Annotated in this window: 13 protein-coding genes and 1 pseudogene; 4 read left to right on the top strand and 10 right to left on the bottom strand. The window is 60.2% G+C overall.

Translation table 11 applies throughout. From position 1 onward, the window contains the following. Window positions 1-14: 14 nt before the first annotated feature. Window positions 15-680 carry a DapH/DapD/GlmU-related protein gene (locus BDK88_RS18625; protein WP_130501656.1) on the top strand — a complete coding sequence of 222 codons (666 nt, stop codon included), beginning with the start codon at window positions 15-17 and terminating at the stop codon, window positions 678-680. 104 nt (window positions 681-784) lie between these two features. On the opposite strand, the gene tnpC is transcribed toward BDK88_RS18625, so the two are convergent. From tnpC to BDK88_RS18610, 3 genes are all read right to left on the bottom strand, one after another. Continuing rightward, the gene (gene tnpC / locus BDK88_RS18620) at window positions 785-2242 is read right to left on the bottom strand and encodes an IS66 family transposase (protein WP_130501655.1); all 1458 of its coding nucleotides are present in this window, start codon (window positions 2240-2242) and stop codon (window positions 785-787) included. Between the two features lie 187 nt (window positions 2243-2429). Continuing rightward, the gene (locus BDK88_RS18615) at window positions 2430-3176 is read right to left on the bottom strand and encodes a flavodoxin domain-containing protein (protein ID WP_242611719.1); all 747 of its coding nucleotides are present in this window, start codon (window positions 3174-3176) and stop codon (window positions 2430-2432) included. 69 nt (window positions 3177-3245) lie between these two features. Next, entirely contained in the window at window positions 3246-4187 is a 942-nt protein-coding gene (locus BDK88_RS18610; protein WP_130501653.1) for a PhoU family transcriptional regulator, read from the bottom strand. Window positions 4188-4379: 192 nt separating this feature from the next. Here BDK88_RS18610 and BDK88_RS18605 point away from each other — a divergent pair, with 192 nt between their 5' ends. Continuing rightward, complete coding sequence (locus BDK88_RS18605; protein WP_130501652.1) at window positions 4380-5393, top strand: phosphate uptake regulator PhoU; 1014 nt, start codon at window positions 4380-4382, stop codon at window positions 5391-5393. A 212-nt stretch (window positions 5394-5605) separates the two neighbouring features. Here BDK88_RS18605 and thiM read toward each other — a convergent pair whose 3' ends face one another. Next, window positions 5606-6439, bottom strand: coding sequence for a hydroxyethylthiazole kinase (gene thiM, locus BDK88_RS18600; protein ID WP_130501651.1), 834 nt, complete (start codon window positions 6437-6439; stop codon window positions 5606-5608). Beyond that, window positions 6432-7085, bottom strand: a complete 654-nt coding sequence (thiE, locus tag BDK88_RS18595; protein ID WP_130501650.1) for a thiamine phosphate synthase — start codon at window positions 7083-7085, stop codon at window positions 6432-6434. The genes thiM and thiE overlap by 8 nt, the downstream gene beginning before the upstream one ends. A gap of 307 nt (window positions 7086-7392) precedes the next feature. On the opposite strand from thiE, the gene BDK88_RS18590 reads away from it, so the two are divergent. Next, window positions 7393-8664 (top strand): RNA-guided endonuclease InsQ/TnpB family protein, encoded by a 1272-nt coding sequence (locus BDK88_RS18590; RefSeq protein ID WP_130501649.1) that lies wholly within the window; start codon window positions 7393-7395, stop codon window positions 8662-8664. Between the two features lie 352 nt (window positions 8665-9016). Here BDK88_RS18590 and BDK88_RS18585 read toward each other — a convergent pair whose 3' ends face one another. The 5 genes and pseudogenes from BDK88_RS18585 to BDK88_RS21915 form a co-directional block, all read right to left on the bottom strand. Further along, complete coding sequence (locus BDK88_RS18585; RefSeq protein WP_130501648.1) at window positions 9017-9763, bottom strand: lipoate--protein ligase family protein; 747 nt, start codon at window positions 9761-9763, stop codon at window positions 9017-9019. Next, a complete protein-coding gene (locus tag BDK88_RS18580; protein ID WP_130501647.1) occupies window positions 9760-10029 on the bottom strand; it encodes a hypothetical protein in 270 nt (89 codons plus the stop codon). The genes BDK88_RS18585 and BDK88_RS18580 overlap by 4 nt, the downstream gene beginning before the upstream one ends. Window positions 10030-10072: 43 nt before the next feature. After that, window positions 10073-10465 carry an OsmC family protein gene (locus BDK88_RS18575; RefSeq protein ID WP_130501646.1) on the bottom strand — a complete coding sequence of 131 codons (393 nt, stop codon included), beginning with the start codon at window positions 10463-10465 and terminating at the stop codon, window positions 10073-10075. A gap of 120 nt (window positions 10466-10585) precedes the next feature. Beyond that, a complete protein-coding gene (lpdA, locus tag BDK88_RS18570; protein ID WP_242611727.1) occupies window positions 10586-11989 on the bottom strand; it encodes a dihydrolipoyl dehydrogenase in 1404 nt (467 codons plus the stop codon). 222 nt (window positions 11990-12211) lie between these two features. Next, window positions 12212-12415, bottom strand: a pseudogene (locus tag BDK88_RS21915) (biotin/lipoyl-containing protein); the annotation flags it as partial. Window positions 12416-12575: 160 nt separating this feature from the next. On the opposite strand from BDK88_RS21915, the gene BDK88_RS22405 reads away from it, so the two are divergent. Then, entirely contained in the window at window positions 12576-12995 is a 420-nt protein-coding gene (locus BDK88_RS22405; RefSeq protein WP_394342681.1) for a transposase, read from the top strand. Window positions 12996-13513 lie beyond the last annotated feature (518 nt).

Below are 13513 nucleotides of genomic sequence, written 5' to 3'. Positions count from 1 at the left end.
GGGGAGGCAGCGACATGACCTACATCGACTCTCGCGGCGGCGATCGCGTGAAGTCACTCTCGCCCGAGCCGACGATCCACGATCCGGTACAGATCACTGAGAGTACGCTCGGCGAGTGGACCGAGATCCGCCCGCACTCACGGCTGCACGCCGCCGAAGTCGGCGACTACACGTACCTGATGGAGCGCGTCCAGCTCGATTACACGACCATCGGCAAGTTCGGCAACATCGCCTCCGATGTCCGACTCGGCCCGCCGAACCATCCCATCGATCGCCCGACGGCACACCATCTCACCTACCGGGCAGCGATGTACGACATGGGCGAGGACGACGACGCGATCTTCGAGTGGCGAGCCGACCAGCCCGTCGAAATCGGTCACGACGTCTGGATCGGCCACAGCGCGACGGTACTCCCTGGGGCCACCATCGGCAACGGTGCGGTCGTCGCCGCCGGAGCGGTCGTCGTCGACGACGTCCCACCCTACACCATCGTTGCAGGGGTCCCGGCCAAACCGGTCCGCCGGCGGTTCCCCGAAGACGTCGCCGCGCGACTCGAGGCCACCGAGTGGTGGCACTGGGACCACGAGACGCTTTCCGACCGCCTTGCGGACTTTCGCGACCTCGAGTCGTTCCTCTCGGCGTACGCACCCGAGACCGCGGAGCCGTCACGACTCGACTGACCACGTCCAGAGACGTACGTCTGCCATCACGGTCGCTCACGTGTAGCGCGTATTTTTCTGGTAGTTGGATAGCGTGACCAGGATTCACCGGTCAGTGATACCTCTCATCCTGAACTGAGTTCTTTCCCACCGAGGATGGACTGGAGCTGTTCGGGCGGATCTAGTCCTCGCCGTTTCCACGTGGCTAACATGGTCGTGATCGTCTCGTGAATCTGGACCCCTTCGGCTGAGCGGAGGGTCCGGAACATCTTCCGCAGCACAACTTGCTCGCGCAGAGCGCGCTCTGCGCGATTATTCGTCGACTCGACGTCTGGCTCTGTAACGAACGTCAGCCAGTGCCCTAACCCGTTCCTGATCTTCTGGATCAGCTTCTTGACCTCCTGTGCCTCGTAGTCTTCTCTGATCAGCCCTTCCAGATGTAACGACGCCTCCGCCCGCTTTTGCTCGCGGGCGGAGGCGGACGGATCCTCCTCGTCGAACGCCGTTAAATCGTCGTGGAGAGCGTGTAACTCTGCAGACAACCTCTTTGCTTCCTCGTACCGTTCAGCAACGTACTCCGCCTCTCGCAACAGATGTGCCCAGCACCGCTGGAGCTTCGTGTGATAGCTCGGATACGCTGACCAACCGTCACAACTGAGCGTCGAGTCCTCGGCGAAGTCCTCGCCGAGGACGTCCTCTAACACCTGGCTTCCACGACTCTCATCAACCCAGAACAGCACTTCTTCATCAGTAACGAACGTCCACGCCCAGTGTTGCTCTCCGTCAACAGGAAAACCCGTTTCATCGCAGTAGACGACGTCACTTTCCTGAATACGGGCTTTGACATCGTCATACGCGGGTCGCAGCCGGTCTGCGACCCGCTTGGTCAGGTTGTAGATCGTCCGATGTGAGATGGGTGTATCGAGCTCCCAGTCAAACAGCTCCGCCTGTTTGCGGTTTGGAAGTCGCTGATGGAACCTACCGAGGGCGGTTTGGGCCATGATATTTGGCCCAAACCGCCCGGTTTCCGGGCAGTCTGGATGTTCAGCAATGACTTCGTTTCCACAGGAACAGCGGTGTTTGCCGAGTTCGTACTCGACGACAGTGGTTGGAATAGGGAGAGGAATGTCGATAATCGTCCGTGAGATGTAGCTGTCCGGGTTAGAGAGGATTTGCTCACAGTCTGGGCAATATCCCTGATCGACTCGAATAGTCTCCTCTGGTTCCGGAGGCGGTCGAGTTGTTCCTTCGTGACCTTCGTCACGTCCTGGAGAGGAGTCGCTGGCGGCGTCAGCGTCGCCGCCAGCGTCGTCCCCTTGGTCTTCGTTTTCTTCCTCGTCGCTGTCATCGTTGCCAGGTGATCCAGCTGCACCACCCTGCTTACTGGGTGGTGTGTTTGGGTTTTCGTACCGCTTGAGGCGAGCCTCAAGTTGTTCGATCTGCTGTTGTTTTGCAGTGATCTGACGACGAAGAAGTCGGTTCTCAAGCTCTTTGACGACGAGTTGCTGGCGGAGATGCGTACTGTTCTCGGTGCGGATCGTGGAATCTATCGATTCCAGCGATCCGCTAACCCCCAGCGACACACTTGATTCACCATTGAGAGACCATTCATGAGACTGCTACGAAATCGGTCTGACGGCAAATCGCTATCCAACTACTTTTTCTGTACCCATACACCGACACTGCGAGATTCGTCTCCGTCTCATGCGTTCATCGTCGGGCAACCCATTGTGCTGAAGCCCGGCTCGAGTGGGACCCATCCGCTGGCAGTCAGGACTGCCGAAACGATTGTCTGCGGACGAGCCAGTATACGACGCCGAGGAATCCGGCGAGAAGTCCAATTTCGGCGAGGCGTCGCCCCCGCCTGCGCTCCGTCGGTGTCGACTCACGATCGTGTTTCGTGGGTTGTGACTCATGCTTGTGTTCCGTAATCACCGACTCACGCTCCTGCTCTGTGGCAGCGCGAGTGCCTGTTTGTGGCGCTTCGACAGCACCCCGCCGTTCGGCGAGCGCGGCGAAGTCGGCAGCAAACGCTTCGACCTCGTCCCAGTCGGTGTACTCGTAGTCTCGTGAGGTATCCGTATCGCCGGTCGTTACCGCCGAAAACAGCTTGAAGAAGAGCCGCGTGAAGGGGCCGTATCGCGTGTATTTGACCGCACCGGCAAAGAGCCCAACGCGGTCGGGCTGCCATCCGGTTCGTTCGATGAGGTCGTCGACCCACTCCTGGGCTCCGTCTCGAGCCCAGTCGGAGGGAATGGCCGAAGCAAAGGACAGCTGGAAGAACGCGGTTGGCTTCGCCGCGAGCGCCTCGCGGTTTCGGTCGATGAACGCGACGACTTCCGACAGGTGTTTGCGATTGATGACCGGCGAGCCGACGAGCACTGCATCGATATCATCGACGATCGAATCCGACATCTCTGTCACGTATCGCGTTGTGACGTCGTGGCCGCGGTCGGTGAGCACGGTTTCGATGTACTCGGCGACCGTCGCCGTCTGTCCCTCGTCGGTTCCGTACACTATGAGAAACGACACCATCCGGAATCACGACTTCGCTACGACCACGATAGTCGTAGTTCTGTGGGGCGCTCAGATCATGACGTGGTCGGGCTGGACGCCGGAGTGTAAGCGGACGGCAATCTCGGCGGCGTGGACCCAGTAGTAGATCGCACGCTCGAGCGCTCGAGTCACCGTCACCAGGTAGCCGTACATCTCCGGATCGTACGCCGTTACCAGTTCGAACAGTTCGTCGAGGTCGCGGTGGACGGTCTCCTCTTGCGCGATGAGATCGTCGTGGGCCGCGAGGTCACACTCGAAGAGGATCGCCGTGAGATAGTCGTTGATCTGCTCGCCCGCGTCGAAGATATCGCAGACGCGCTCTTCGACCACACCGGTGGTTGCTACCTCCTGGTTGTCGATGACGTCAGTGATGAAGCAGGCTCGATCGCCGACGATCTCTAAGTTCGTCGCAATCGTCGCCAAGTCAGCGGCGACTCGGTTGCCGGGCCAGTCGGTTGTCAGCGTGTATGACTTGAGTTCAGAGAGAACTGCCGAGTGGCGCTCGTTCGCCAGCGACTCGAGTGTATCCGCCGGCCGTTCGGGTTCTGCGCCGACGAACGACTGACGGGCAGCCGCATACTGTGTGGTAGTGACGTCCTCGAGTCGCGCCAGCAAGCCGAGTACTGTCTCTCCTCGCTCACCGGGAGCTGTCGTCTCGGCTGCCGCCATATCCCGTTCGTGATCGGTGTCGGCGGTCTCATTTGGCACACAGTCGGCGTCGAGCGGTGAGAGTGTGTCTGCGTGTGCGTACAACGACGTATTGTCGACGACGTACGCCTTTCGGACGATGTCATCCGCTTTCAGCTCCTGTAGTAGTTCGGAGAGATACTGTTCGGAGATGCCGACGTCCGCCGCCAGCCGCGCTTTCGTCTCCGGCGCGGTGCGATCGATGGATTCGATAACCTGTGCGATCGTCGCATCGCGACCCTGTCGAGTCGCGTCTTGTGGCCGATGCCACATTTCCCGGAACATACCTGTGAAACTCGACGGGCGGGGATAGTCGTGTGCAATAGACTGTCCAGACGCCTATATAGCAACTGGACGGCCGTTGCACTCTCGAGTCGAGAGCTGTCACAACTACAAACAGTATTGATATGTAGTCGCCTATAGCGGACTAATCCATTCATATAAGCGGTAAAGGGGGAGTCACGCGGTTCGGTCAGTATGGAGACACGGAAAGTTCAGCTCTCCGGTGGAACGACGTACACCATCTCGCTCCCGAAGTCCTGGGCACAGGAACACGGGATCGAGGCCGGATCTGTACTCTCGTTACATCCGAATCAGGACGCCTCGCTACTCGTCGAAGCGATGGGCGGCCGCACCAGTGCCGACCGCTCGACGACGATCGATGTCTCCACTGACAGCGACAACACGATCCGCCAACGAATTCGCGCTGTTCATGCAGTCGGCTACGATTCGGTGACCCTCGTGGATACGACGGGGCATCCAGCGGACCGCCGGAAACTGGTCGACCGAACGCTGACGGAATTATCGGGGTTCGAACTCCTCGAGACGACCGACACCCGCATCCGACTGACGAACCTCATCGACGCCGAGAACGTCGACGTCAGAAAGAGCACGCTCCGGCTCCGGCTGGTGATGCTTGCGATGCACCGGGATGCCGTAACTGCTGTCATCGACGGGAACGAAGATCTGGCCCAACGCGTTATCGAGCGCGACAGTGAGGCCGACAAGCTGTTCGCGATGGTCACACGCCACTTTCGGCGCTCGCTGACCGACCTCCACGAAGTCGAGAAACTGGACTGGAGTCGGGACGAGCTCTTCGAGTACTACTACGCCGCACGTCAGTTCGAACGCATCGCCGATCACGCCGAGAAGATCGCCGAGTTCGCACTCGAGCCGGCGGCGTCGATCCCACCGGCGTACGCCACACGACTCTCCGAACTCGCCACCGCCTCCCGGCAGGTCGTCGATGAGGCAGCCGACGCCATCCTGACAGACGCCAGCGTTGCGGCCGCCAACGGCGCGCTTGCGAAACGCGATCGGCTACTGGAGCAACTCGAAGAGTTCGACCGCGATCTCTACGATCACGACGTGCCAAACGAAGCGTACGTCCTCGGACTCCTGCTCGACAGTCTCCGCCGAACGGTTCGGTACGGTGCGAACGTCGCCGAAATCGCCCTCCAGCAGGTCACTAGGCAGAACACTGTAGACTGATGCAGCGGCCCCCTCGTGTGCGGTTGATATGTTGTTGAAGCGATAAGAACGGCGTTGGTTGATTCTCGGATGGTCCAGTTCTGCGGTCCAGTGCCCGGAGCTGCTGATCGCCATACCTCTTGTCTCCAGTTCGATTCGACGACGGGCGAACAGCCACCACCAGCGTGGGGTCGTTTCAGCACCCGAGAGCGGTATGAGACGCGGTCGGCAGCTCAACGGACGCGCTCGATCGGGTCTCCCGTCTCGAGTTCTGCCGCGACTTCCGGGGTGAGGCCGGCGATACTGTCGATGAGATTTATCCGGTAACTGGCCGGCCCGTTGTACTCGAGGTCAGTTGCACGCTCGCCAGCGAGCCCGTAGGCGAGGGTTCCGTGTAAGGCAGCGGTCACGTCGTCCTCGAGACTGCCAGTGAAGACCGCGAGAGTCGCCCCAAGCATACAGCCCGTCCCGACGACCGTCGAGAGCATCTTGTCACCAGCACGTAGGCGGTAGATCCGGTCGGATCCGGCGACGATGTCTTCGGCACCCGAGGCGACAACTGCAGCGCCGGTTGTCTCCGCGAGTGCCTGTGCCGATTCCGTAATTTCCTCGTACTCACCGACGGACTCGACGCCTTTCACCTCGGCTGTCTTCCCCGCCAGCTGCGTGATTTCCCCGTAGTTGCCCTTGATGACGGCAAACTCGACGTCTTCGAGTAAGCTCGTATGGACCTCGTCTCGGGTCGGCGTCGTCCCTGCACCGACGGGGTCGAGGACGACCGGGACACCAAGGTCGTTGGCTGCCCGACCCGCGGCGTGTAACGCCTCGATGTTCGAATCGGTCATCCGGCCAGTGTTGAGCAGTACCGCACCCGCGAGTTCGGCCATCTCGGGTGCTTCGTCGGGTGCATCCGCCATCACCGGTAACGCACCCCAACTGAGAGTGACGTTCGCCAGATCGTTTTTCGTTACCTCGTTCGTCAACTGCTGGACCAGCGGCTCGCGTTCACGAATTGCCGCAAGCGAGTCCGCCAGCACCTCACCGGTACCCGCAACGTCGTTAGTCATCGCTGCCCACCTCCCTAGAGACGACGGCGGCTACCTCCCTTGTCGCAGTCGCCGGATCGTCGGCTGCAGTGATCTCGCTGATCATGGCGACGCCGGTCGCACCCGCTTCGAGAACCGGTGGCGCATTCGAAGCGGTGACGCCGCCGATCCCGATGACGGGAATCGAGACGGCCGCAGCGATCTCGGAGACGTGCTCGAGGCCGGTTCCGTTCTTCTCCTTGGGCACATCTTTCTTCGAGTCAGTACCGTAGATAGCGCCTACACCGAGATAGTCCGCGCCGGCCGCTTCGGCCTCGATCGCTTCCTCGACCGTCGATGTCGAGCAGCCAATGACAGCCTCGGAACCGAGCAGTTCGCGGGCGACTGCGACGGGAAGGTCGGACTGACCAAGGTGGACACCGTCGGCGTCGATCGCCTGTGCGATATCGACCCTGTCGTTGACGAGCAGGGCAACGCCCGCCTCGGCAGTGCGTTCACGCAACTTGCGACCGAGTTCGTAGCGCCAGCGAGCGTCGGTGTCTTTCTCTCGGAGCTGAACGACGTCGACGCCGCCGTCGATCGCGGCTTCGACCACCTCGACGGTACGCTTCCCGTCGGAAAGCGATTCCTGTGTCACCAGATACGTCCGCCAATTCTTTGGATTCATAAGAGTTATTACTCAGTGGTAAAACTAAGCCGCTTCGATTCGAACCCTCGAGTGAGCGCTCGTTCACTCCACGACCAAGTGATTCCGATAGCTTTCTCGGGATGCAACCGACGAATCCGTTGCGTCGGTTCTCGACGCCTGATCGTCTGGCAGAGACAACGAACTATCAACTGGGAAGAGTTGCTCTATACCAAAGAAACGAGGGCGAGTACCCCGCGCCACCGGGCGCGGGGGTGAAGCCCGACACTCGGCCAACCTATCATCCTCCTTCCATACCTTTACAAGACCGCAGTACCACGATTAGAATATGCAGAAGTCGCTGACCAAAACACTCGTCTTTCAACTCCAACCAGACGAGTCCGGTCAGCAACTTCTGGACGACGCCTTCCTCGAAGCCCGCTGCGTGTACAACGAAACCATCCGCCGAGCAAAGAACGGTGATGACTGGGATGAGATTCGGAAAGACTTGGAGTCTGACGCCGACCTCGTGAACAACACCGCCCAACTCGTCGTACAGAAGTCGCTCGAAGCGATGGAAAACTATTACGAGTACGACGACTACAACCAACCCAGCCACACCACAGATAGCGCGTACCCGCTCCGGTCAAACTACGAGGAAGGGTACAACCTGTTCCTCGAAGACGACTGTATCCGTTACCGTCTCAGCGCGAAGCCGTACAACCCGGTGAAAGGCACTCTTTGCGGTTCACCCGACGCCCTCGAACAACTCCGCCACGCCATCCAATCCGATGCGTGGCGTGTCGGAACGGCAGAAGCGATGAGGCGGAACGAGAAGTACGAACTCCATATCAACATTACCCACACGGAGGCCGATGTACGAGACAAAGAGGATTCACGAATGGTGGTGGGTATGGATATTAACGAGGACTGCGTTGCGCTCGCTGCCCTCCACGAGGACGACATCGTTGATTCGGTGGTCATCGACTTCCCTGAAATCAAGGAGGAACGCCATCGATATTTCACGATGCGAAAGCGGATGCAAAACAACGGGAAGTCGTCGTTCGACCGGGCGTTCGAGCAACAAGAGGAACGGTTCGTCCACGACCAACTCCACAACGTCTCTCGACAAGTCGTGGAGTGGGTGTCTCAGTTCGAGAAGCCCGTCATCGTCTTTGAAGACCTCAAAGAGATGCGGAACTCGATTGACTATGGCACCCGGATGAACCGTCGCCTTCACTCACTTCCGTTCCGCAAACTTCGAGAGTTCATCACGTACAAAGCCGCGTTCCAAGGGGTTCCGTCCGACAAAATCAACCCGGAATACACGAGTCAGGCGTGTTCACTCACCGAGTGTGAGCAGACAACTCGTGCAAACCGGAACAAGAAGCGATTCAAGTGCGTGGATTGTGGGCGGCAAGACCACGCTGACCGGAACGCGGCTATCAACATCGCCAAGAAGGGATTGGCGACACTGGATCGGAATGTGCCTGCTCTCAAGACGCTTCCCAACGTGCGGAAGCTGCGACGGCAGGCATCGGGCTGTGTGACCCAGCCGACCGTGACCCACGACACCGCCAGAGGTCACCACGCCGATGGTGTCGCGGGTGTGTCCGACTAATCCACGGGAAGCCACGGGCCACCGCGCCCGTGGCGGTTCACTGAAGACGACAGACTGCACTGGGATCGTTCCGTAACCGTTTGAGAGAATGCAATCAAGAAGTCGATTACGGCCGTCGCACTCCGTGACTTCGGTGAGAAGATACTACGTGTAGCCAAACAAGCGTTGGAATCACGCGGGGAAGCCCGTCTGGCTCGAGCTTCTGCCGGCAGTGTCCAACCGTCTGGGCATTCATCCCGAGCCGTTGCCTGATACGGTCTGCTGTCAATCAGTTCCGGTGCACCCGCAACCCGCACTGCGGTCCTACCGGTAAATCGGTACAGAAAACCGTATGAGCCAATGATATCTGTGTCTAGAGCTTCCGATTCCACTCCTCGGTGGCGAACGTCTCGCTGGCGCGTGCCCGCGCTTCACTGACAACCGCGTTCGGGAGCGAACCGGGCTCGGCATCGAAGCGCTCGGCGAACGTGTCTTTCAGCGCAGTAATGATCTCCGCCCGGGTCGCGTCGACGTAGTCACGCATGACAGCGACGCGCTTCTCTGCGGACTCGATTGCCTTGTCAGAGACTTTCTCCTCGCCGATGCGGAGCACTCGAAGCATCTCGCTCGTATCGAGTGCGTAGCTCATCGTTGTGTGATGCAAGACGGCGTCGTCTTTGCGAAGCTGTGCCGAGCCACCGATCTTGCCGTCGGGATGAGCGATGTCGTTCAACGGCTCGTGAGAGACCTCGAGCCCACTGCTCCGGAGGGCGTCGATCGCCCACTGGTCGAGTGCAGCGTAGCTGGTCTCGATGTCGTCCGGGACTGCCTCGCGTGGCAGGTACAACGAATAGGTGATGACAGCCCCTGGTTCGACGTACATCGCCCCGCCGCCGGTGAGTCGCCGGACGACATCGAGATCGCGTTGGTCGACGTAGTCGACCGCGACTTCGTCTTCGTACGCCTGAAACCGTCCGAGCGCGACCGCAGGCGACTCACGATACCAGAACCGCAGCGTCGGCTCGAGCTCACCCTCGTCGAGCCGCTCCGCCAGAACGCCCTCGAGGGCCTGTTGAACCGGCTCGCTATACGCTCCGTCGTCGATAATCCGGTAGGTCATTCGATCGCCTCCAGCGTTGCAGCTGCCAGATGCCCCGCGTCGAACCCAATAAGCGTCGCGTCGACCCCTTGGATCGCCTCGATGAGCGTCGCTCGAGAAACGTCTGTCGGGTGGCCCTCGAGTGCGGCCTCGAGCGCCGCGTGACTCTCCGGTGGCTCGAGAAAGAAATCACCGGTCACGCGGACGTCCGTCACTCGTTCATCGTAGGTGACCTCGACCTCGAGGAGCTTTCCAGTCGGGACTTTCAGTGTCGCGCTGTCGTGCATTCGTACGAAAAACGGCTGGGAAGAGTGTAACCGAGCCGAGAGACTAGAACGCGTCGTCTTCGACGGTGATGTCGGCGTGCAGGCCCTCGCGAAGCGCCGCGTGTACGTGGCATTCTTCTTCGCCGAGGGCCGCCAGTTCGTCGGGATCCTCGACGTCAGCTTCGACTTTCAGGGTGAACTCGATGGCATCGAGATGGTCCTCGTCGTTGAGCGTGGCCGATGCGTCGATCTCCATCTGACCGAGATCGTCGTAGCCGGCTTTTTGCGCACCGACTCGGACGGCGGGGAGGAAACACGACGCGTAGTCGGCGACGAGTACCGCGACGGGATTCGGGCCCGTCTCTTCCATCGGATCGATGGCAAGTGCGAAATCGCCGATGACGCTCTGGGTGTCGAATCCGTCTTCACTGGTCGTCGTCAAGGAGATATCGTCCATGTCTGTATTGTGTGGTATCCACCATACAGAAAAGTACCTTGTGGATCGGACGGATATAAATACGGTCGGGAGATAGCCCGACTGCAGCCCGGTGCTGCCTTCCGCGATGATGGCAGATCGTCAGTGGGTGTGGACCGCTTCGTCACGAGCGTCGGCGGCGGCTTCCATGATAGCCTCCGACAGCGTTGGGTGCGTATGGACCGTCCCGGCGAGCGTCGAAAGGTCGGCACCGACCTCGAGTGCGAGAGCGACCTCACCGATCAGTTCGGAGGCGTTCGGGGCGACGATCTGCGCGCCGAGGACGCGTTCTGTCGCCGCGTCGGCGACCACGCGAACGAATCCATCGGTCGCCTCGACGGTCAGCGCACGGCCGTTTGCCTGCAGTGGCATCTGACCGACGACCGGGTCATAGCCTCTCTCAGCGGCGTCCTCGCGGGTCAATCCGACTGTCGCGACTTCTGGATCGGTAAACACCGCAGCGGGCATCGCCTCGTGGTCGAGGGCGGCCGGCTGACCGGCGATTGCGGCCGCGGCGATCTCGCCCTCGTAACTGGCCTTGTGTGCGAGCATCGGCTCTCCGGCAACGTCACCGACGGCGAAGACGTGGTCACGGCTCGTTCGACCCTGCGCGTCCGTCGGAACGAACCCGTTCTCGTCGAGTTCGATCCCGATCGCCTCGAGGTTCGCCGTGTCGGCAGCCGGTTCGCGGCCGGCGACGACTAACACGGCGTCGGCGGTGAGTTCGGCCGTCGTGCCGTCTTCGGCTTCCGTCGTGACGAGGACGCCGTCATCGGTCGACTCCCAGTCGGCAGCGCGCTCGCCGAATCGGAACTCGACGCCGTACTCGACGGCCCGTTCGCGAACGACGCGCGAGACATCGTCGTCGTACATTGGCAAGACATCGTCGAACATTTCGACGACGGTGACGTCCGTGCCTACCTTCGCGAAGACCGTCGACAGCTCCATACCGATATAGCCTGCGCCGACGACGAGCAGCTGATCGGGGGCATCCGAGAGTTCGAGTGCATCGCTCGAGTCGAGGATCCGCTCACCGTCGGGCTCGAATCTTGGAATCTCGATGGGCCGGCTGCCGGTGGCGACGATCGCGTACTCGAACGACAGGGTGGCCTCCCCGTTGTCGGTCGAGATGCGGGCGCGGTGGTCGTCGACGAACGCCGCGTGGCCGTCCACGAGCGTGACGCCGGCTGCACGACACAGGCTCTCGACGCCGCCGGTCAGCTGATCGACCACGCCGTCTTTCCAGTCGGTCAGCCGGTCGACGTCGACGCTGATCTCGGCGGAGATTCCCAGATGCTCCGCGCTCGTCGCTTCGTGGGCCACGTCTGCCCCGTGGATGAGCGCCTTCGACGGGATACAGCCGTCGTTGAGGCACGTGCCCCCGTAGGCATCCTTCTCGACGAGCGTAACCTCGAGCCCGAGTTGGGCGGCGCGGATGGCCGCGACGTATCCACCGGGCCCGGCCCCGATGACGAGTACCTCGGTCGACGCGGGAACGCCGTCGATGGTGTTCGCGGACGTTTCTGACGGTTCCGTTGACCCGGTACCATCATCGATGCGGGTGACTGCCGGGGTCACGCCCTCAGAATCCGACTCGTTCGCGTCGTTTTCTTCGTCCGGCGTCTCGAGTCGCGTTACAGCCGGAGTGGGGTCATCGCCGTCCGCGTCAGCGGAGGTGTCGCCTGCGGCTTTCCCGTCGGTATCGAAGTGCAGGGCGACTTCGCCGACGGAGACGGTATCGCCGAGGTCAGCGACGACTTCGGTAACAGTGCCATCGACCGGTGCCGACACCTCGATGACGGACTTGTCGGTTTCGACTTCGGCGACGAGATCGCCTTCGGTAACGACGTCACCCGGTTCGACGTGACAGGCGACGAACGTCCCCTCATCCGCGCCGTTTCCAAGCTCCGGGAGCTCGAACTCGTAGGTCATCAATCCTGACTCAGTTCTCGTGTCTAATATTGGCTTTGATCTACAATACTATTGGTGGGACGGTAGCATGTGATGCCGTCACATCTAGCCGGAGATACGAAGACAGAGCGGCAAAAAGACGCCAATGGATTCAAACACAGTAGTGGATCTCTAATCCGACATCAAACAATACCATACAACTGAACTGTCGAGAGTATCGAACCACCTCCGGTCTCAATTTGATTCGGCGTTCGACATGCTGGAGTGGCACGGCCACCTGCTGGCGCAGGCGGTCGTGCCGATTGCGCCCTCCAATCTACGGAATACGGCTAATCCGATCGATATAGACTACCGCATCGCGGAGCGAATCAACGAGCACAGCGACACGGTTCGTCTTCGGCAGACGCAACTCGACAAGACGTACTCGAACCGCTCACAGGTAGAAACAGCGATCGGTGTCTGCAAGAATCTCGGCCTCGGACTCGCAGGCCGAGTGAGGGTCAAAGCACACGTTTTCATCGCTCTCTGCCTTCGTCTGGCTGTTACACTCGCTAATCACCACCGCGAAAACGGTGTCGCTAGTCCCACCATCACGCTATGAGATCCATCATGCTCCACCGCCTTGTTTATAGCCAGACACAACGAGACGCTGTCTGTGAGCGGCGAACGTTCAACTGGTTCAGCTTCTTTTTCACAAAAAGTGACTATCTCTATTTCAATCTAACGCCGACGAGGAGTAACTCCGCTCTACGCCACGATCGCGTAACTAGACAATGGCCAGTGCCCATACTCTATTCCGGGTTCGGCGCGCCTACGTGTCAGTGACGGCGAACCCACCTCTTCGATGTTGGGATGTCTCTCGCGAGTGGTGGCCATGCGTCAATCTCGGCGTTGAAGCGGGCGTGTCCGTGGCCGCCCGGTCCGATTTTCTCCACATCGCGTTCGAACGGCAACGCGAGTCGTTCCATTCGTTCTCGAGATGGCTATTTTCGACGCATTCGGCACGAAAGCCGACCGTTCAGATTTGGCGGGATTTCATGTAGCGATATGTGATTTACACAAATTCAGCAGACCTTCTCGACTCTGAGGTGTATTTTAGTTGTCCGTAGTCGACAACCA

It is taken from the genome of Natrinema hispanicum (assembly GCF_004217335.1).
Lineage (GTDB): Archaea > Halobacteriota > Halobacteria > Halobacteriales > Natrialbaceae > Natrinema > Natrinema hispanicum.
This window is presented reverse-complemented; position numbering and strand designations above follow the sequence as displayed.